At 44.8% G+C, this 18611-nt stretch carries 19 protein-coding genes and 1 tRNA gene; 8 read left to right on the forward strand and 12 right to left on the reverse strand.

Annotated elements, in window-relative coordinates; translation table 11 throughout:
• Positions 1-25: 25 nt before the first annotated feature.
• The 5 genes from flgD to R7Q11_RS16120 all read right to left on the reverse strand — a co-directional run bounded on the left by flgD (position 26) and on the right by R7Q11_RS16120 (position 3637).
• Positions 26-736: a flagellar hook assembly protein FlgD gene (flgD, locus tag R7Q11_RS16100; RefSeq protein ID WP_005382029.1), complete on the reverse strand. Its 711-nt coding sequence runs from the start codon at positions 734-736 to the stop codon at positions 26-28.
• Between the two features lie 17 nt (positions 737-753).
• Positions 754-1167, reverse strand: a complete 414-nt coding sequence (flgC, locus tag R7Q11_RS16105) for a flagellar basal body rod protein FlgC (protein ID WP_005393132.1) — start codon at positions 1165-1167, stop codon at positions 754-756.
• Positions 1168-1172: 5 nt separating this feature from the next.
• The gene (flgB, locus tag R7Q11_RS16110) at positions 1173-1568 is read right to left on the reverse strand and encodes a flagellar basal body rod protein FlgB (RefSeq protein ID WP_005382026.1); all 396 of its coding nucleotides are present in this window, start codon (positions 1566-1568) and stop codon (positions 1173-1175) included.
• Between the two features lie 303 nt (positions 1569-1871).
• Positions 1872-2699, reverse strand: coding sequence for a CheR family methyltransferase (locus R7Q11_RS16115; RefSeq protein ID WP_005382024.1), 828 nt, complete (start codon positions 2697-2699; stop codon positions 1872-1874).
• Between the two features lie 11 nt (positions 2700-2710).
• Positions 2711-3637: a chemotaxis protein CheV gene (locus R7Q11_RS16120; RefSeq protein WP_005382022.1), complete on the reverse strand. Its 927-nt coding sequence runs from the start codon at positions 3635-3637 to the stop codon at positions 2711-2713.
• A gap of 76 nt (positions 3638-3713) precedes the next feature.
• On the opposite strand from R7Q11_RS16120, the gene flgA reads away from it, so the two are divergent.
• The 3 genes from flgA (at position 3714) to R7Q11_RS16135 (ending at position 5344) form a co-directional block, all read left to right on the forward strand.
• Positions 3714-4460: a flagellar basal body P-ring formation chaperone FlgA gene (gene flgA, locus R7Q11_RS16125; protein WP_005382020.1), complete on the forward strand. Its 747-nt coding sequence runs from the start codon at positions 3714-3716 to the stop codon at positions 4458-4460.
• A gap of 116 nt (positions 4461-4576) precedes the next feature.
• Positions 4577-4891, forward strand: a complete 315-nt coding sequence (gene flgM / locus R7Q11_RS16130) for a flagellar biosynthesis anti-sigma factor FlgM (RefSeq protein WP_017819976.1) — start codon at positions 4577-4579, stop codon at positions 4889-4891.
• A gap of 27 nt (positions 4892-4918) precedes the next feature.
• Positions 4919-5344: a flagella synthesis protein FlgN gene (locus R7Q11_RS16135; RefSeq protein WP_005382015.1), complete on the forward strand. Its 426-nt coding sequence runs from the start codon at positions 4919-4921 to the stop codon at positions 5342-5344.
• A 102-nt stretch (positions 5345-5446) separates the two neighbouring features.
• On the opposite strand, the gene flgP is transcribed toward R7Q11_RS16135, so the two are convergent.
• Together flgP and R7Q11_RS16145 are read right to left on the reverse strand one after the other, a co-directional pair.
• Complete coding sequence (gene flgP / locus R7Q11_RS16140; protein WP_005382014.1) at positions 5447-5878, reverse strand: flagellar assembly lipoprotein FlgP; 432 nt, start codon at positions 5876-5878, stop codon at positions 5447-5449.
• Positions 5879-5887: 9 nt separating this feature from the next.
• On the reverse strand, positions 5888-6526 hold the full coding sequence (locus R7Q11_RS16145) for a FlgO family outer membrane protein (protein WP_005382013.1): 639 nt from the start codon (positions 6524-6526) through the stop codon (positions 5888-5890).
• Positions 6527-6695: 169 nt separating this feature from the next.
• Here R7Q11_RS16145 and R7Q11_RS16150 point away from each other — a divergent pair, with 169 nt between their 5' ends.
• The 3 genes from R7Q11_RS16150 to R7Q11_RS16160 all read left to right on the forward strand — a co-directional run bounded on the left by R7Q11_RS16150 (position 6696) and on the right by R7Q11_RS16160 (position 8867).
• A complete protein-coding gene (locus R7Q11_RS16150; RefSeq protein WP_005382012.1) occupies positions 6696-7829 on the forward strand; it encodes a flagellar assembly protein FlgT in 1134 nt (377 codons plus the stop codon).
• A 175-nt stretch (positions 7830-8004) separates the two neighbouring features.
• Positions 8005-8081 (forward strand) — tRNA-Arg (locus R7Q11_RS16155).
• A gap of 279 nt (positions 8082-8360) precedes the next feature.
• Positions 8361-8867 (forward strand): hypothetical protein, encoded by a 507-nt coding sequence (locus R7Q11_RS16160; protein WP_005382011.1) that lies wholly within the window; start codon positions 8361-8363, stop codon positions 8865-8867.
• A 116-nt stretch (positions 8868-8983) separates the two neighbouring features.
• On the opposite strand, the gene R7Q11_RS16165 is transcribed toward R7Q11_RS16160, so the two are convergent.
• The 4 genes from R7Q11_RS16165 to chiP form a co-directional block, all read right to left on the reverse strand.
• The gene (locus tag R7Q11_RS16165; RefSeq protein WP_005382010.1) at positions 8984-9946 is read right to left on the reverse strand and encodes an OmpA family protein; all 963 of its coding nucleotides are present in this window, start codon (positions 9944-9946) and stop codon (positions 8984-8986) included.
• A gap of 640 nt (positions 9947-10586) precedes the next feature.
• On the reverse strand, positions 10587-12014 hold the full coding sequence (gene gltX, locus R7Q11_RS16170) for a glutamate--tRNA ligase (RefSeq protein ID WP_005384075.1): 1428 nt from the start codon (positions 12012-12014) through the stop codon (positions 10587-10589).
• A gap of 177 nt (positions 12015-12191) precedes the next feature.
• Positions 12192-12788, reverse strand: coding sequence for a DUF2057 domain-containing protein (locus R7Q11_RS16175; protein WP_005382008.1), 597 nt, complete (start codon positions 12786-12788; stop codon positions 12192-12194).
• Positions 12789-12911: 123 nt separating this feature from the next.
• Positions 12912-14033, reverse strand: a complete 1122-nt coding sequence (gene chiP, locus R7Q11_RS16180) for a chitoporin (RefSeq protein WP_017819978.1) — start codon at positions 14031-14033, stop codon at positions 12912-12914.
• 478 nt (positions 14034-14511) lie between these two features.
• Between chiP and R7Q11_RS16185 the strand changes: the two genes are divergently transcribed.
• Both R7Q11_RS16185 and R7Q11_RS16190 read left to right on the forward strand, forming a co-directional pair.
• Complete coding sequence (locus R7Q11_RS16185; protein WP_225466574.1) at positions 14512-17208, forward strand: heavy metal translocating P-type ATPase; 2697 nt, start codon at positions 14512-14514, stop codon at positions 17206-17208.
• A gap of 21 nt (positions 17209-17229) precedes the next feature.
• On the forward strand, positions 17230-17679 hold the full coding sequence (locus R7Q11_RS16190; RefSeq protein WP_005382005.1) for a DUF411 domain-containing protein: 450 nt from the start codon (positions 17230-17232) through the stop codon (positions 17677-17679).
• Positions 17680-17744: 65 nt separating this feature from the next.
• On the opposite strand, the gene R7Q11_RS16195 is transcribed toward R7Q11_RS16190, so the two are convergent.
• Entirely contained in the window at positions 17745-18437 is a 693-nt protein-coding gene (locus tag R7Q11_RS16195) for an oligogalacturonate-specific porin KdgM family protein (protein WP_005382004.1), read from the reverse strand.
• Positions 18438-18611: the final 174 nt, after the last annotated feature.

Here is an 18611-nt window from a genome sequence, read left to right on the forward strand (position 1 = left end):
AATCTCCTAATCTAGCGAGCTATGACTACGCTTTGCCGACTTCCAATACTTCTGCAAGTCGAACTGGCGATTCAAAACCAGCCAGATTGAGTAATACGTTTCCGTCACCTTTGCCAAGCAATACGCTGTTTACGTTGGCGTATGTCGATACTGGGAACTCTTGCGACTCCCCTTCAACTAAGCCAGACGCTTTCACTTTGTATTTGCCAGCTGGCAGTGGATTTCCGCTTTCATCTTTACCGTCCCAAAGCACACGCGTGTCGCCGGCTGGTTTCGCCCCTACCTCAAAGGTACGAACCAGTTGGCCAGCTTCATCCTCTACACGAACAAACAGATTATCGATAGATTGTGAAAGCTTAACCATTGCCGCCATTGGTGCGTCGTCCTGCTTCACACCTGCTGCTCCTGGGACCAATACGTCACGCCCTACCAAAGAGGAAGCTTGTAACGCTTGATTTGATGTCATTGACGAATTCAAACTCTCAAACTGAGTGTTCATCTTGCCAATGCCATCAACGGTCGCAAATGAAGCCATTTGCGCAATCATCTGGTCATTACTTACCGGCTTAAAAGGGTCTTGCTGAGACAGTTGCTTCGTGAGCAATGATAAGAAGTCTTCCTGTTTTAGGTCCTGCTTACCCGTGCTCTCTTCCGCTTTCTTGTTACTCTCTTGTAGACTTTTAAGCTGGTCGATATAGGACAAGCCGCTTTGACCAACGTTGTTAATTCCGGCCATACGCTACCCCCTTATCCTTATTGACCCATCTGCAGCGTACGCAGCAGCATTTGTTTACTAGAATCAGCGACCTGTACATTAGTTTGGTATGCACGAGAAGCTGAAATCATGTTTGCCATTTCTTCCATTACATTGACGTTAGGCTTGTAAATGTAGCCTTCTTCGTTTGCAAGGGGATGGTCTGGGTTGTACTCCGCACTCAGCGGTTTATCACTTTCTACAATACCCATCACTTTCACTGGCACCGTATCACCGCCACGCATGGCGTTACTTAACTCTGCACCAAACACTGCATGACGCGCTTTGTAAGTGTCTTTCGCAGAGCTGCTGACACTGTCGGCGTTCGCCAAGTTGCTTGAGGTAGTATTCAGACGAACGGATTCAGCGCTCATTGCGGAACCTGTCACATTGAAAACGTTAAATAAGCTCATCTAAATTATTCCCCTTTGATTGCTTTGGTTAAGTTCTTGAATTTGCTGCCTAGAAAGTCGAGTGATGCTTGGTGTCTGATTTGGTTTTGCATAAACAAGTTACGCTCTAAATCCAAGTCTACCGTGTTGCCATCTCCCGTATCTGGTTGCGTAGGAAGACGATATAACTTGTCCCCAACCAACGTTGTAGTGGCAGGAATATGCCGACCATCTGTGCGACTAAGACCAATGCTTGCCCCAGATGTTGCCGCTTGCAATTCCTTCGCAAAGTCTAAACCTCTTGCTTTGTAACCAGGCGTGTTTGCTTGTGCGATGTTGGTGGAAATCACCTCTGCATTGCGCTCACGTACGCCCACCGTGTGCTGGTGGATGCCTAGTGCATTGTCAAAAGATATAGCCATGTTTGCCTCTACAATTAAGAACTGACCGTGATTGATAACCAAAAAGCAATTAGCATGCCAAAACCTAAAGCATTACACCAACCTAGTGGTTACCGTGAATTGAAATAGCAATAAGTGAGCCAAAGTAACTGGAATGTCATGTCGTATCACTTTGTTCACTTAATAAAGATACACCGTGTTGAGGGCACAAGGCAAAAACGCGCTTCAACTAATTGAGTGATACATGAAGCGCTCGGCGCAGAAAGGTAACAAACAAAAAAGCCTGACACGAAGTCAGGCTTTTCTATCAATGAAGAGATACCGCTATTTAAGCTTGTAAATGATGCCCGGATTACAGCGCACCATTTCAAATTTATCAGTCAGACCAGTTAGCGACTCTGATGCCCCTAACAGCAAGTAGCCACCAGGGTTTAAACTGCTCGCCATTTGGTTAAGCACTTTAGATTTCATTTCTGGAGAAAAGTAAATCAATACGTTACGACAGAAAATGATGTCGAACTTACCCATCAGTGCGTAACTGTCCATCAAGTTTTGTGGACGAAAGTTCACCAAACGCTTGACGTTATCTTTGACTTTCATGCGACCACCGTCCGCATTTTCAAAGAAGGTGCGACGACGTTCTGGTGAAAGCCCGCGACCCAAAGCCAAGTTGTCGTACACCCCTGCACGACACATCTCGAGCATACTTGCCGAAATATCTGTGGCTGTAATGGACACGTTTGGTAACAAGCCCGGCTTGCGCTGTTGCGTTTCCAGGATCGTCATTGCAATAGAATACGGTTCTTGGCCCGATGAACTGGCAGCAGACCAGATCTTAATTGGGCGCTTGCTTGCCGCTACTTCTGGCAATAATTTGTCAGCTAAAACCGTGAACGGATAAGTATCTCGAAACCACAAGGTTTCGTTAGTCGTCATCGCATCCACAGCGGCGACTCGTAATTCTCGATTACGCCCTGTAACAACATCACGTAGCAAATCTGATAACGATGCGAGCTTAAACTTCGTCACTAAAGGACTCAGTCGGCTACGCACGAGGTATTGCTTGCTATCACCTAACACGATGCCACATTGCGATTCTAGAAAACGGCTAAAGTCACGATACTCTTGATCACTGATTGTAATAGCAGTCATTAATGTCTCTTTTATTGTGTTAATGCAGATTTAACCGCGTTACCCAACTCATCTGGGTTAAATTTCGCAATGAAGGTGTTGGCACCTACACGCTCAACCATAGCTTGGTTGAATACACCACTTAATGAAGAATGGAGGATAACATAAAGGTCTTTCAAATCGGCATGTCTGCGAATTTCAGCCGTTAAGGTATAGCCGTCCATTTCTGGCATTTCAATATCGGAAATAACCAACGAAATTTGATCGTAGATATTGCCTTCTTGAGCCATTTCAATCAACTTATTGTACGCTTCTTTGCCGTCTTTGACAGATACGACCTCAAAACCGATGGATGTAATCGCACGCTCTACCTGTTTACGCGCGACCGTCGAGTCATCAGCAATCAGTATGCGGCGTACAATAGGCTTTTCTTGTTCTGCTTGTGCGATTTCTTCGCCAATAGCGGAATCCATCGTTTCATCAACTGGCGCAATTTCTGCCAGGATTTTTTCAACGTCAAGGATTTCAACCAGCTCATTATCAATATTTGTCACGGCAGTCAAGTAGTGCGCTTTACCTGCACCGTCTGGCGGTGGCAAAATCGCTTCCCAATGCATATTGATAATACGCTCAACCGATGATACCAAAAATGCTTGGATCGTACGGTTAAATTCTGCAATAACAACAAAACATTTATCTAAATCAGTGGTTGGGCGGCCACCAATTGCCAGGCTCAAATCAATAACGGACACGGTATGGCCGCGGATATGAGCGATACCTTTAACCAGAGGGTGTAGATTTGGCATTGAAGTCAGCTTAGGGCACTGTAGTACTTCTTTCACTTTGAATACGTTAATGCCGTAGCGCTGTCGGCCCATCAGTCGAAAGGTCAATAATTCCAATCGGTTCTGACCGACGAGTTGCGTACGCTGATTCACCGAGTCAAGAATCCCCGTCATATGCTCATCTCCATCTCAAACTTTTTGTTTTTAAATGATACTCTACCACTGGCAAGCACGATACCAGGGAGACAGTATGGCGTATTTCACTTTCACTTCGACACCATTGACTATGACAATATGTAGAGCGCTAATTACAAAGTACGCTAAGTCTATCGGCATTTTGCTCAGTATGTTTAGCTTTTTTGTTCATTCAGCTTCAGATAATCAGATCGAGCAAATAAAAACAGCAGCAGAACAACATATTCTTGCTACGGTTGATCAGCCTGATGGTGGCGAGCTATCTGTTAATGCGGCAGAGATCGACTCGAGAATAAAAGCAACGGATTGCCCTGTTCCATTAGATACATCTGCCTCTTCCACCAGCAGCACGAGAAGTAACATCAATGTGTTAGTGGAATGCCAACCGGATGACTGGAAAGTCTATGTCCCTGTGAGGATCTCGGTATCAGTACCAATGATCGTCGCGACACGAACATTAGGGAGAGGAGAAATCGTCAGCGCATCGGATGTTACCACTTCCATGATCGAGCTACAGCGCTTTCGTAAAGATGGATTTTCTAGCTACGATCAAGTGGTTGGGGCAAAGCTAAAGCGTAATGTTCGTTTAGGCGATGTCGTAGAGAGAAATGATGTTTGTGTGGTATGCCGAAATGAAAAGGTCATTATCAAAGCGGTGAATTCTGGCATGACGATCACAACGCAAGGCACAGCATTGCAGGATGGTTCAGCTGGCGATCAAGTAAGAGTGAAAAATGATAAGTCACAACGTATAATAGAAGGCATAGTGACTGACATTGCGGAAATCACTGTTAATTTTTAATACCCACTGGTAGCGTGTTTAAACTGATCAATAAAAATGCAAAAAATGACTAAAGTTATTTTTGCGCTGGTCGATAGTCTGGATACCAGTATTACGATACAAGGCAAAGGTTAAACATGGCAGGTATAGATAATATACGTTCAGGGCAAATGATGACGACAACAAGTCGTGCTCCTACACGTAACGATTCCAATGCTACCAGCACGACAGAATCAAAAAAGGCGCCAGCGCAACAAGACGCAGTATCACTCAGCCAGCAAAGTAAAGCCGTCAGTAAACTCCAGAAGGATATGGCAGCTTCTCCGGCATATGACAGCGCCAAAGTTGCAGCAATCAAAGAAGCTATCACAAACGGTTCATACAAAGTCGATCCTGAAAAATTGGCTGACAACATGATTAAGTTTGAAAACGAATTGCAAGGCAAAAGCTAACTGGCTTAGGCCGAAGGTAAGTGTTTTATGGCAGCATTAGTCGATCTCGTTAATTTCCAGCTAGAAAATGCTAAGGCACTTTCCGCTGTTTTACGCCAAGAAACACAAGCAATCACGGCGCGTGTCTCTACCGAGATTGAGAACATTGCCAAACAGAAGATGACGCTCATTGATCAGCTCAGAACAACTGATCAGCGAATCGCCTCTCACCCGCACGTCAATCAACTTACTGAAGATGAGCACCTAAGTCAGGTTGTTGCTCAGATCCAATCGATCGTCCTCGACTGTCAACAAGTTAACCAAGTAAATGGCGAATCGCTTAGTCGCGCACAGCTGAGCTTCAATAAACTCAACAACATGCTTCAGCGAACTCATGGCAAAGTTGGCATGACCTACAATGCGGGCGGAAAAACCCACACCATCTCGACGCTTGGCACCAATATAAAAGCTTAAACGTCACTCTTACCCTCAATTCCCGCGCTCACGTAGATATAAAAAAGCGACTCATTGTTACCAATCAGCCGCTCAAAAAGATTATCTGTCTAGTGAAATGGTTTAAAACAAGGTTTGCTGACGCTTCTCAGGCACCTGCTGAACTTCTCCATAATCACGTAGCTTATCCATCTTACGGATATCCAGGCGCAGCTCAGTCACATAACTGTCTTCAACAAGATAACTACGCACAACTTCTGCACCACGAATTACACCATCGACGGCACCAGTGGTGCTTTCAATACCCAAACGCTGGTCTTGCAGCTCTGCACGTCCACTAACACGCATGCCATAAACTTGCTCTGCTAGCTCACGATAAGCATCAATTTTTGATGCGCGCATTGCTCGTACACGCTTTTCTTCAACTGTGCGGCCTGTTTGCTCACTGACGCTGGCATAACCCACCGCCACTAAGATTTCATCTTGACGCATCTGTTGTAATGGCTGACACCCAACCAATATCAGTGTGGCAACAATAAATAATAACTTCTTCATGCTTCTATCCTATGGACGGAGAATCACAGTGTACGGCTGACGAATAGTAGGGTCAGAACGAATCAACACACCATCTTGTGTGCGGATGCTATTTAACGTATCTAAGTCACGCCCAATACGGTCAGCCGGAAGGAAACCTTGCGCTGTCGCTACAACTACACGGCTTTGCATGCCAACCACGCGTGCATTGACAAGCACTCCGCCCTCTTGGCGCAGCATTGTTCCGGTCAGTACATACTGAATTTGCTGCTCTTGAGCTAAATCTTGCCAATCACGACTTAAAGCAAAATCGCCCTGCTGCGTCACTTGAATAGAGCCCGTAGTTTTGAAATCAACCACTTTAAACCCTCGGCGCTGAAACTGATGGATAAAACCTTCAGAGACCGAGTTACCTAACCAGTTTGTTGCATCCATATTTTGTAGATCAACAAACGAGGTAATCGCAATCGGTGTCCGCGCTGATACTGCCACATTAGAAACCATCAGGTCTTCTGTCATGCTCTCAATGAAAAAGTCCATCGTATGACGCGGACTATCCATCAGCATGAACTGGCTTCCCGAGTACGGTTCTTTACCATTGTAAATCGGTGAGTACGCGCACGATGTCAGAAGCGTCATCATCGATGCGGCGACAAGCCACTTTTTCATGGTTTGATTCTCCAGATAATCTTAGGTGATACCGTTCTTTATTAATTCCTTTCCAAGAAAGTGAATATTGGAACAGTCTTTGCTTTTCTTTGTTTGCCTAACGAAGAAAAACCCACCAAACTTCACTGAATTTGTTAAAGCAATATTTATACCCGAACGGTTGTAACCAATGAAAAAAATATTAAACAGTCTGTTTTCAATCACTTTAGTGATGCTTGTGCCTTTTAAGGTAATGGCATCTTGGTATGAAGTCACAGGCGTTGCCACCATCGTTTCTTCAGAAGAGACGGCAAGGCTCCATGCGTTGGAAGACGCGCTGTTCAAAGCCGTCAATTTTTCGGGCGCAGATATTGGCAGTATTAGCAACTTGATGCCGCTGTTAGAAGAAAGCCGCAACGAATACCAGTTTACCAATCATGAAGTCCGTTACATTTTGGTCGAATCTGAACGCAAACGTCGCGGTAAAGTCGAGGTAAAAATCCGCGTTGATATTTATCCATCGGCAACGGGTTGCCACACCGATCAATACAAAAAGACAATGCTGGTCGGCAATATTGAGGTCGCATCACCACAACAAGCAGTGATGGGACAAATTTATCAAGTTGGTGACGATTTTAGCCACGTAGTGAACCGTCAACTTGATCAAACCTCACGCAGCTTTGTGTCTGTTGGTACAACGGACTACTCAATAAGCAGCAACTATCCTGCTCGCACTCAAATGATCGCGCAAGACAATGGCGCACAATACATCATTGGAGGGGTCATCACCGATCTCACTGCAACGGTCGAATCTCAACTATTGCAAGATGACATCATCAATCGTCAGTTTGCGTTAGAAATGAAAGTATTTGATGGTAAAACTGGCCATGAAATCTTCAACAAAGCCTACCGTGAGGTCGCGCGTTGGCCATTTGCTAAGACGAGTCAAGTGGACACTCGTAGTGCACGTTTTTGGGCATCGACCTATGGCGAGATGATGCTTCGCGTTAGTCGCAATATTATGTTGGATCTGGAGTCGGAGCTATCTTGCAAAATTACACTGCCAGAGGTTGTGGCAGTCTTCGGTAATACCGTAACGATGGATCTCGGCCGTATGCACGGCGTAAAAGAGGGAGACAAATTGCAGCTTTGGCACACCGCGTCGTTTATCGACCAAAATGGATTGCCAAGAAACAAAGTCTCGCAAAGCGAAATTACATTAACGGTATCACGCATATACGAACACGAAGCGGAACTGACGATTGATCAGCCAAATTTAGCATCTAGCGTTCAAATTGGCGACGTAATGAACAAGATCCTATAAAAGCAAACATTAAGTCTTGAGATATGCTCACTTTTGAATATCATAGGCAGCGCATCTTATTTGATTATACCAATGACCGTAGCGAATCGTTCAACGTGATGCTGATACAGATCTGGTAGATTGCTAGATTTGAACTCAGTAAAACAGTGCAATGAACTGCAACTATTGGTATTACGCCCCCATGGCACAGCTGGATAGCGCAGTCCCCTCCTAAGGGACAGGTCGTAGGTTCGAATCCTACTGGGGGCGCCATATCATAGCCTTAGCTCCCACTTGAGCTAAGGCTTTTTTGTATCTTCAATTTCAAGCCTCGCACTGCTCCCCCTAGTACACCGTGTTAGATAATCTTCCCAGTAATCAATATGATCGGATCGGGTGTTTCGGTTACGGGATAAACCCTTCTACTGATCTGACTTCTTCCCCTTGAAATCATTTCAACAAGCCCTATTTACAGTTTTGTATTTTATTACTTTAATTATCTATGAGTTTTGCTTACCCTTTTAGCTATTAATAAAATTATTAGTTAGCACTATGTCTAAGAGCAATTTAATAACTAACACTGGACACCGCTTTATTTCTAAAGGCAAGACAGCCTTTAAGATACATATCCATACCCCCGAGGATACGGTACTACACCGCTCGGTAGGATTTGTTCGTATTGGAGAAAAGAAAGGCTTACAAAAAGCCATTAAGCTGAGAAACGAGTTAGGCCGGCAAATGTGGGGCAAATTCTGGCGACGTCTTTTGAAAGACCCTTACCTAATGACTAGGCTTCCACATAGCGTTGAGCCTAAAATCGTTCACAAGCCTAACCCTACTCTTGAAAACCCTGACAACCGAGATACGTGTTACATCGCCAAGTGGCGAGAGTTCAATGATGACGGCGAGTATAAATATAAAACGGTGGTTCGCTCTATTAGTAAGTACGGCAAACTTGCCGCCTACATGCAAACCAAAAAAGCGTTGTTAGAAGCACATAAAGATAACTTGGAGATCCTGACATTTATGGGGCGTTTAAACAGCATTGATCTTAAGTAATACCTGGCCACTTTGAACATTTCAGTCAGTTTTTTTGAAGAGAAATAAAAAGCCCCAAAGAGCGAACTCTTTGGGGCTTTCAGCTTCAGTCTTCTATACTACGGTCGAATAGGAGCTTATTGCTGAACTTGGTATTCAAATTCTGGAACAACGACTTCTACGCGACGGTTTTGTTGACGACCTTCACGAGTGTCGTTTGAAGCGATTGGGTTGTTTTCACCTTCGCCACGAGCTTGGATACGTGATGAATCAATACCTTTTTCAACGAGTGCGTTAGCAACAGACTCAGCACGTTTTTCAGAAACTTTTAGGTTGTAAGCTGCTGGACCAGACGTATCTGTGTAACCTACAACTTCAACGTTCGCTTGTGGGTGCTCGTTTAGGAAAGCAACTAGGTTATCAAGTTTTGCAGCGCTCTCTGGTTTTAGAGTTGTGCTGTTTAGATCGAAGCTACCTGTACCAATTGTTTGAGTTTCGAATGTTTTCGTAACTACAACTGGCTCTTCTACCACTTCTTCTACAACCACTTCTTCAACAACAACTGGCTCTTCTACGATTACTGGCTCATCGTTGCCGCCGAATTTGAAAGAAACACCTAGTGTTGCAGTGTTACCTGTCGCACGAGTTACATCGTTGCTGATGTCAGTTAGTGTTTGGTATTCCGCACGAGCTGTTACGTTTTGGCTTAGGTTGAATTCAAGACCAGCCGCGCCTAGGTAAGAGTAATCATCTTTGCCATCAAACATTACGTAAGCGCCACCCACTTTACCGTAAAGTGCGATGTCTTCAGTGATTGGTAGGCTAAATTTAGGAGCAAGAGTGATCGCTTCTACGTGGCCACCGAAAGAAGTTTGGTTAAAATCACCGATGTTGTCGAAACCCGCTTCTACTGCGAAGTATTTATTCATTTCGTAACCAACAAAAGCGCCAAGAGTAGAATCGTCTTTGTCACAAGCCTGGCCCGCTACACACGCGTCTTCCATCCATGACTTACCCATCTTACCACCAACGTATACTTCTGCTTGTGCTGCTGAAGCCATAAGTAGAGACGCTGAAATTACCGCTGCTAATTTTTTCATTATTGATTCCTCTAAAGAAGTTCTTTTGTTAGATGCCGAAATGCGCCGTCTGACTGACGTTGTATTTCAATTCTTTTTATTCATTCCTTGAGTGAGATACTTAGTCAGCTTCTTTTTATGCACATGCATTTTTTTTATGGAAGCAACTTACGTATATTTCCTGTTCAGTGATACATATCGCCATCTCGGTATCGCTGACGGGATGAACTATAACGCTAAGAAATCGCGAGAAAAATCCCAATTCTGTCAATTTATTGTCATCAAAAATCTCGACAACATGTGATCTTAAGCAAAAAAATCCCCACGCAATCACGACGCAAACGTTTGCTTTATTTTTTGAAACAACATAGCTAAAGCAAAGGTTTTTCTTAAAAATGAGACAAACAAAATGGAACTTTAAGGAACATGGATAAAAATTAATCAGATATTTGATATATAATCGCTCGTTTTTTATTCATGCCAACGATATTTGGATTAAAAAATCTTATCCATATTGAGGTAAATTACAGGTGAAACCATCTCTTCATTCACCAATATGAGAGAAAGTTTCTCGTTATCTAAATTGAAGATACAAAAAAGCCGCGGTTGCTCACCGCGGCTTTGTGACTATTTATTCAAAAGAACGTTCAGTTCAAAGCAATTATGCGTTTGCTTCACGCTCAGCAATGAACTCAAGCGCCATCTTAATGCGAGCAATACAACGCTCTTTTCCAACCAGCTCCATTACTGCATCGACAGAAGGAGACTGACCGCCTCCTGTTACAGCAACACGTAATGGCATACCGATTTTGCCCATGCCGATTTCCAACTCTTCACATACTGCTGCGATAACGCCATCTTTGATGTTCGCTGTCGTCCACTCAGTTAGTGCTTCCACTTTCGCTAATGCAAGTTCTAGAGGCTCTTTAGCCACGCCACGTAGGTGTTTCTTCGCTGCGCCCGCTTCAAACTCAGAGAAATCTTCATAGAAGTAACGGATTTGCTCAGCTAGCTCAACTAGTGTGTTGCAACGCTCACCCACTAGCTTGATCACGTCAGTGATAGCAGGACCATTCGTTACGTCTAGTTTTTGTTGATCTAGATGCCATTGTAGATGCTCAGCAACGTACGCAGGATCTGAGTTCTTGATGTAGTGGTTGTTCAACCATTGCAGTTTGTCAGTGTTAAAAGCAGACGCTGACTTAGATACTGCGTTTAGGCTAAATAGATTGATCATCTCTTCTTGAGAGAAGATTTCTTGGTCCCCATGAGACCAACCAAGGCGCACTAGGTAGTTGTTTAGTGCCGCAGGCAGGTAGCCCATATCGCGGTATTGCATGACTGATACAGCGCCGTGACGTTTAGACAGTTTCGCGCCGTCATCACCCAGGATCATTGCACAGTGTGCAAATGTAGGTACTGGCGCACCTAGTGCTTCGTAGATGTTGATTTGACGAGGCGTGTTGTTGATGTGGTCTTCGCCACGAACAACGTGAGTGATACCCATGTCCCAGTCATCCACTACTACACAGAAGTTGTAAGTAGGTGAACCGTCTGTACGACGAATGATTAGGTCATCCATTTGATCGTTGCGGATTTCAATGCGACCACGGATTTGATCATCAAATACTACGCTGCCTTCTTTCGGGTTACGGAAACGGATAACACATGGATCGCCATCTTTTGCCGCTTCGTTTGCTGCTTTGATTTTTGGATGGTTAGCATCGTAGCGAGGCATTTCTTTATTTGCTTCTTGCTCTGCACGGATTTCATCTAGCAGCTCTTTAGACGCGTAACATTTGTAAGCTTTGTCTTCAGCAAGAAGCTTATCAACCATTTCGTTGTAACGGTCAAAACGTTGAGTTTGGTAGTAAGGACCTTCATCCCACTCCAAGCCTAGCCATTCCATGCCTTCAAGAATTGCATCAACCGCTTCCTGAGAGTTACGCTCAAGGTCTGTATCTTCGATACGTAGAACGAATTCACCACCTTGGTTTTTAGCGTATAGCCAAGAGTAAAGTGCAGTACGCGCACCACCAACGTGTAGATAGCCAGTTGGGCTAGGAGCAAAACGAGTTTTAACCGTCATTTGAGTTCCTTAGGGGTAATGAGCAACGAGAGATCTCTCGTTGTAATGTCAAGGATAAAAGTGGCGACATTTTACCACCGTAAGTCAATTCTACAATCGGTTTGACAACAGAAATAAAAACAGGGCAGAACCAAAAAGGCACAGCCCTACTATTTACTGTTAAAGCACAAGACAAAATTACTTCAGGTTACGCATTGCCCATTGCATAAATTCTTGCTGCTCTTCACGGCTCAATTCATTAAACGATGCTTTGATTGTTTTGGTTTCCGCTGGAGAAGACGCAATGCTTGCCTTAGTCGATTCTTTATTCATTGCGTTATTATAGTCGGCAACTTCTCGTTCATAATCACGAAAACCTTGCAAACCACCTTTACGAAGTTGAACCATAGAGAATGCCACTTCTTTTCCGTTTTTGTCTTTCAATACCACTTTAGGATCGAGTTCGAAGGCTCTCGCCTCTTCAATAGTACGGAATGTTTGATAAGTCAGAGAAAGCTCGGTGTCTTTTTCTGCATCAAACTCTAATACCAGCGGCTGCGAATCGAATTTACGGCGCTTTCCATCTTCAAATACGATTTGTCCAACCGTTACCGCCAATTGGTTTTCCCCATCCTTTAACTCGATGCTGTTGTTCTTGGATATCCACTCAGGGTAGACGAACTCGCCGTTGAGAACGCGAGGAACTAATTCAGATTGCAGAGTGAGTTGAGCAGCAAAAGCTGGCGCCGAAAGCATTGCGCAAAGTCCGAGAAGTGTCGTTGTTTTTTTCATCATGGTTTCTCACTTTATACCAATTTAGATAAGCCTCTAAAATTTACAGGCCAGTCATTTCAAAGGCTTATTTGAATAAGTATCAAGATAAAAAGGGCGTTTCCGCCCTTTTAGCTGCTTCTTTAGTTAGAAGTAGTATTCAACACCTACAGAGAACTCGTCGTAGTCAGCAGACTTCCAACGTGCTTCTGTTGGTTTATCTAATTGAGACGCACCGTCGCCAAAGTCTAGAGTACGAGCACGTACGTACAGCACTGCCGATGGGTCTACGAAATACATAACTTGTGCTGATAACACATCATCCGCTGTATCGTTAATTTTCTTACCATCACGCTCTAGATCAAAGTTAGCGGCGTAAGCCAGTTTGTATTGCCAATCACCCGTGGTGTACATGATAGCGGCAGACATTGCATCTTGCTTTTCACTCACACCATTGCTTGCGTCCGCCTCCATGTATTTGTATTGCGCGAAGAAAGAGATTCCGTTATCAAACCAGCCTTGTGCCCCTACCAAGTACGTGTTGTTTTCCCACGTTTGGCTTTCCATCTTGATATTACGGTTACCTTCATATGCCGCATCTAACTGGATAGGACCAATTTTGTAGTGTGCAGCGATACCACCCCAGTAGTCATCCCCTTCACCTAGACCTGCTTTATCACCTGCACCAGCTGCGATATCTAGGGAGAATTTGTCAGCAAACATTGGAGAGTCCCAGCGGATAGTGTTTGATTGACGGTCTTGGTACTTGGCGCCACCAATAGCACCACCCCAGTCGTATACATCGCCCAGGCCAGGGTTAGATGCTGGCCAGTCAACCAATTCGTACATAGGTGTCAAAACGCGACCCAGGCGAATTTGCCCCCAAGATGCACTTTCAAAACCGACGAATGTGTCACGTTCACCAAGACCTGCGCCCTCGCCACCAAAGCTAGGGTCTACATAACCGCCTTCGATTTGCCAAATAAAAGTAGGGTCGAAGTTAGCAAATTGTTTCTTACCACGGAAACCGATACGAGATTCGTTGTTTAGCTGCATGCCACCCAAGTCATCGTCCGTTGCTTTGCTGCCAGAATCGTAATCGCGGTACGCGGCCTGCATCGCGATGATCCCGTAAACTTCATAAGAAAATGAATCTTTGGTTAGAAACTCTTTTGCTGCGTCACTGTTTGCACCATCAGCAAATGCAACACCACTGAACATCATGCCGGTAATTGCCGTGGCAAGTAGGCTTTTCTTTAGGTAAGACATTATAAACCCCTATATTTTTAGTTTTTTCCATTTTCAAATTCACTAACTAGGACATGGCAGGAACTTGAAACAGTGTTTGGACGGGGCAAATATGACAAACTTTTTTCGCACTAAAAAACTTTCCCTACAGCAATCTGAGCGACTTCAAAATGAGAAGATCAAAAATAAAATAAATCAATAAAAAACAATTAGTTAACATCAAATATAAAAAATAAAAAACGTTAAAAGTACGTTTTGACACTGAACTGACATTGAGAGCATCTAAAAAACGTGAGCGACTTCATTCATCTTTTAGGTGTTTTAACGGAACTTTATATTCAAAGAGAAAAAACCTTGAGATCACTCGCAAGTAAAATGACCGTGCACTTGTGGGATTCGAGAGATTTTGACGAAATTGTTGTGAGTAGCAAATGGGTATTGACCTTACCCTTGCAGGAAGGTTTAAGCTCATAGCATCACTACTATTGAGGTGCAGATTATGTATCAGTTAGTTATACCTTTATCAGGGCTCAACTGCATGGGCTGTGCGAGAAAAGTTGAGAATGCTTTACATGCGAATCACGATGTGGAGATCCTCAATTTGTCCCCGACGCAAGTAGAGGTCAAAACCGAGTCTTCTCTTAAAGAGCTCGTCTCGTCGATTGAATCTCTTGGTTACCAAGCAGGAAATCACTACGAACTAAACCTTTCAGGCTTAAGCTGTGGCGGTTGCGTCAAAAAACTTTCATCTTTATTAGAATCTAATCAAGACGTTATTTCTTTTGAGGCTTCAACAACGCACTTAGAGATTCGTACCCTCCTCTCCGAGCAACAAGTGATCGACTTAATAGCAACACTCGGCTATACCGCCAACCTTGATTCTGTTGAAGTAGAGAACGAAAGCTTACCAGAGACCGAGCCGGTAGAAAAGCAAAGCAATATTAAAGATACGCAGGTGCCACCAGCGAGTATTCAATTGCAAATGCTGATTCAAGGCATGACGTGTGCGAGTTGCGTATCTTCAGTAGAGAAAGCACTTACTAACGTAGAAGGCGTTGAGAAAGCACAGGTCAACCTTGCAGAACAAAGCGCACTAGTATTCGCAAGCCAAGACTCTGATGACCTCCTTAACGCAATTGTTGAATCGGTAAAACAAGCCGGTTACCAAGCAGAGATCCTACAAGACGCCGCAACCCAGCAAGAAAAGCAAGCACAGCAACAACGTCAGCAACAAAAACGCTTTAAACTGGATGCTATTGCTGGCCTTGTCGTCGGTGCCCCTTTAATGATTTGGGGCGTAGCTGGCGGCAATATGATGATTCGCAACACCAACGACCAATTAGCTTGGGGCGCGATCGGTATCGTATGTTTACTCCTTCTTGCCACAGCAGGGAAACACTTCTTCAGTAACGCTTGGTTAGCAGCTACTCACAAGCGCGCCACCATGGACACGTTAGTCGCGCTCGGTACTGGCGCAGCGTGGTTCTATTCGATGCTTGTGGTGATTTTCCCAGACTGGTTCCCTCTTGCTTCACGCCACGTGTACTTTGAAGCGAGTGCAATGATCATCGGCTTAATTTCTCTTGGGCACTATATAGAAGCAAAAGCCAAAGCAAACACAACACGTTCCTTACAAGCGTTGATTAACCTGCAACCTCAGCAAGCTACGGTAATTACGGAACAAGGCGACCAACAAATCGCGGTTGAGCAAATCACGTTAGGCATGAAACTGCGTATCAAACCAGGCGAGAAAGTGCCTGTTGATGGTGTTGTGATTCAAGGTGAATCATACATTGATGAGTCGATGCTCACTGGTGAACCAGTACCAGTATTAAAAGCGCAAGAGGCTCAAGTGTCTGCCGGGACATTAAACACCGATGGTGGATTAGTCATTGAGGCAACGGGCATTGGCGCAAATACCATGCTGGCTCGTATCATCCGCATGGTGCGCACAGCGCAAAGCAGTAAGCCAGCCATCGCGAAACTGGCAGACCAGATTTCATCGGTGTTTGTCCCTGTCGTTGTTGGTATAGCAATACTGGCCGCGCTCGTTTGGTTTGCCGTTGGCCCAGAGCCAAAAGCGAGTTATATGCTGGTGGTCACCACAACCGTCCTGATCATCGCCTGCCCTTGCGCCCTAGGCTTAGCAACCCCACTTTCTGTCACGGTGGGAGTGGGTAAAGCCGCAGAGCTCGGCATTCTGATCAAAGACGCCGACGCCCTGCAATTGGCAAGCAAAGTCGACACGGTTGTGTTCGACAAAACTGGCACACTTACCCAAGGTAAACCTAGCGTTCAGCAAGTGTTTACTCACGCCACCAGCCAAGAAGATCTATTGGCTTTAGCGTATGCGGCAGAGCGTCAGTCTGAGCACCCACTGGCAAAAGCGGTATGTGATTACGCCAAACGACACGACGCAAAAGACGTCTCATTAGACAAGTTTGAGAACGTTCGCGGACGCGGCATTTTGGCGACGTATCAAGATAAACCGCTGCTCATTGGTTCGCTTCAATTTATGCAAGCAGAGAACGTCGAGACCAGCGCACTAAAACCTGCCATCGATGAATGCGCAAAAAATGCGTGGACTCCGGTAGCTGTGGCATTGAACGGCGAACTGATCGGTCTGATCGCCATTGCCGACCCGATCAAATCAGATGCGAAGCAAGCGCTCTCTGCATTAAAATCGCAAGGCATCAAAACGGTAATGCTGACGGGCGATAACCAACACGTTGCCAATGCTATCGGCCAAGAACTTGGTATTGATGAAGTGATTGCCCAAGTAATGCCAGATGAGAAAGCTCAGCACATTGAGCAACTTCAATCTCAAGGACATGTCGTGGCAATGGTGGGGGATGGCATTAACGACGCCCCTGCTCTCGCGTTATCCAACCTAGGTATTGCCATGGGTAGCGGCAGTGATGTCGCCATTGAAAGTTCGCAAATGACCATCCTGAACACGTCACCAATGGCGGTAGTACATGCGATTGAACTCTCTCGCGCTACACTTAAAAACATGAAGCAAAACCTATTTGGTGCCTTTGTTTACAACTCGTTGGGTATTCCAGTTGCCGCTGGCGTGCTTTACCCAGCGTTTGGATTTTTGCTCAGTCCTGTTGTCGCAGGAGCGGCAATGGCACTGTCTTCAATTACTGTCGTTAGTAATGCAAATCGACTACGACTGTTTTCAGTAAAATAACCACTTCTTTTTGAGGGTATTATGAAGTTGAAACTATTGACCTTTGCAATGCTTGCGACCGTGTCCGCCAACGTATTGGCAGCCGATGTCATTAACCATAAATCGCCATACTGTGGCTGTTGTGGAGAATGGACAAAACACATGGAAGAGAACGGCTTTACGGTCGAAGAAAAATTGCACGATGACATGAACGCCATCAAACGCGATCTAGGCATCAAGAATGAACAGCTTTACTCTTGCCACACGGCAGAGATCAACGGCTATCTGTTTGAAGGTCACATTCCAGCCGAAGACATTAAAGCGTTTTTGAAAAATCCACCACGTAACGCAAAAGGCTTATCAGTACCGGGCATGCCAATGGGCTCCCCTGGTATGGAATATGGCGACAAAAAAGACAGCTACACCGTTTACGCCTTTAACGAAAAAGGCCAAGTGTTCGAATATAGCCACCACGAAGGCAACGACCAATAAAAACAAAGCCCAGCGAGATAAACCGCTGGGCTTTTTCTTAATGGACAGTTAAGACAAATATAAAATTAGAAGCCGTAAGAGGCACCAAATACAAAAGCGTTATTCACTAGGCTGTCACCACTCGCGTTTTCTGCACCGTGTGCTTGACTACGGAACTCAAAGTAAGGTTGAACACCTTTACGAGTCCACGTTGCACGAAGCTCGTGGTCCATGGTTTCCGCTTCAATCATGTAGACGTTGTTGTAGCTTAGCGTCACATCCTCATTCATCACGTAACCGATGCGGTTGTCCATGCGGTAATCTGTATCCGCATCTGCGTCTGTCGCATCAATGTGCGCACGAGTACGGTTACTTAAGGAGATGCCGTTATCGAAGTTGTAACCGATCTTAACCAATGGACGGTACTGTACATTCTCGCCAGCAGAGAACAGGTGTTGGTAACCCGCGGCAACCCATAAATGATCGGTAATATTAAATGACTGCTCACCACCCACAGTGATTGCTGGTGTTGTGTTACCTGCGCCACCGTTTTCTGTTTCCAGTTTACCCAACTGAATACCATCAAATTCGGTGTAAACCGTAAAGCCGCCGAATTGGTTATCAAAAGTATGACCAGCTTCCAGTGTAGACGTAACGTCCGAACCATGAATTCGACCATCATCGTGGAATTGAACATTACCTGTTACGTAAGAAGAACCAGCAAAAGCGCTAGAAGCGAAAGCGAGAGAAAGAGCACTCAGTGCAAAAATGTTTTTCATAATTACTGCCTTTATTTATTCACGTTATGCGATAGTTTTAGAGGGCATCTCTTCCCTTTTATCGCAAACTTTGGAATGTGCCTCCTTGGCGTTCGCAATATTGTTTCAATTAATTCGCGATGAAAAATAAAACATTTTAAAAAGTGATCTTGTTCAAACCGAAGCTCAACAACC

Source organism: Vibrio sp. 970 (assembly GCF_033339075.1).

Excerpts from the sequence above, each read along its gene's own strand:
- flgP (WP_005382014.1), bottom strand. The coding sequence starts at position 5,878 with ATGAAGAAGTTATTATTTATTGTTGCCACACTGATATTGGTTGGGTGT.
- flgB (WP_005382026.1), bottom strand. The coding sequence starts at position 1,568 with ATGGCTATATCTTTTGACAATGCACTAGGCATCCACCAGCACACGGTG.
- flgD (WP_005382029.1), bottom strand. The coding sequence starts at position 736 with ATGGCCGGAATTAACAACGTTGGTCAAAGCGGCTTGTCCTATATCGAC.
- R7Q11_RS16185 (WP_225466574.1), top strand. The coding sequence starts at position 14,512 with ATGTATCAGTTAGTTATACCTTTATCAGGGCTCAACTGCATGGGCTGT.
- R7Q11_RS16190 (WP_005382005.1), top strand. The coding sequence starts at position 17,230 with ATGAAGTTGAAACTATTGACCTTTGCAATGCTTGCGACCGTGTCCGCC.
- R7Q11_RS16195 (WP_005382004.1), bottom strand. The coding sequence starts at position 18,437 with ATGAAAAACATTTTTGCACTGAGTGCTCTTTCTCTCGCTTTCGCTTCT.
- gltX (WP_005384075.1), bottom strand. The coding sequence starts at position 12,014 with ATGACGGTTAAAACTCGTTTTGCTCCTAGCCCAACTGGCTATCTACAC.
- R7Q11_RS16175 (WP_005382008.1), bottom strand. The coding sequence starts at position 12,788 with ATGATGAAAAAAACAACGACACTTCTCGGACTTTGCGCAATGCTTTCG.
- flgM (WP_017819976.1), top strand. The coding sequence starts at position 4,577 with ATGGCAGGTATAGATAATATACGTTCAGGGCAAATGATGACGACAACA.
- R7Q11_RS16150 (WP_005382012.1), top strand. The coding sequence starts at position 6,696 with ATGAAAAAAATATTAAACAGTCTGTTTTCAATCACTTTAGTGATGCTT.
- chiP (WP_017819978.1), bottom strand. The coding sequence starts at position 14,033 with ATGTCTTACCTAAAGAAAAGCCTACTTGCCACGGCAATTACCGGCATG.
- R7Q11_RS16165 (WP_005382010.1), bottom strand. The coding sequence starts at position 9,946 with ATGAAAAAATTAGCAGCGGTAATTTCAGCGTCTCTACTTATGGCTTCA.
- flgC (WP_005393132.1), bottom strand. The coding sequence starts at position 1,167 with ATGAGCTTATTTAACGTTTTCAATGTGACAGGTTCCGCAATGAGCGCT.
- R7Q11_RS16115 (WP_005382024.1), bottom strand. The coding sequence starts at position 2,699 with ATGACTGCTATTACAATCAGTGATCAAGAGTATCGTGACTTTAGCCGT.
- R7Q11_RS16160 (WP_005382011.1), top strand. The coding sequence starts at position 8,361 with ATGTCTAAGAGCAATTTAATAACTAACACTGGACACCGCTTTATTTCT.
- R7Q11_RS16135 (WP_005382015.1), top strand. The coding sequence starts at position 4,919 with ATGGCAGCATTAGTCGATCTCGTTAATTTCCAGCTAGAAAATGCTAAG.
- flgA (WP_005382020.1), top strand. The coding sequence starts at position 3,714 with ATGGCGTATTTCACTTTCACTTCGACACCATTGACTATGACAATATGT.
- R7Q11_RS16145 (WP_005382013.1), bottom strand. The coding sequence starts at position 6,526 with ATGAAAAAGTGGCTTGTCGCCGCATCGATGATGACGCTTCTGACATCG.
- R7Q11_RS16120 (WP_005382022.1), bottom strand. The coding sequence starts at position 3,637 with ATGACGGGGATTCTTGACTCGGTGAATCAGCGTACGCAACTCGTCGGT.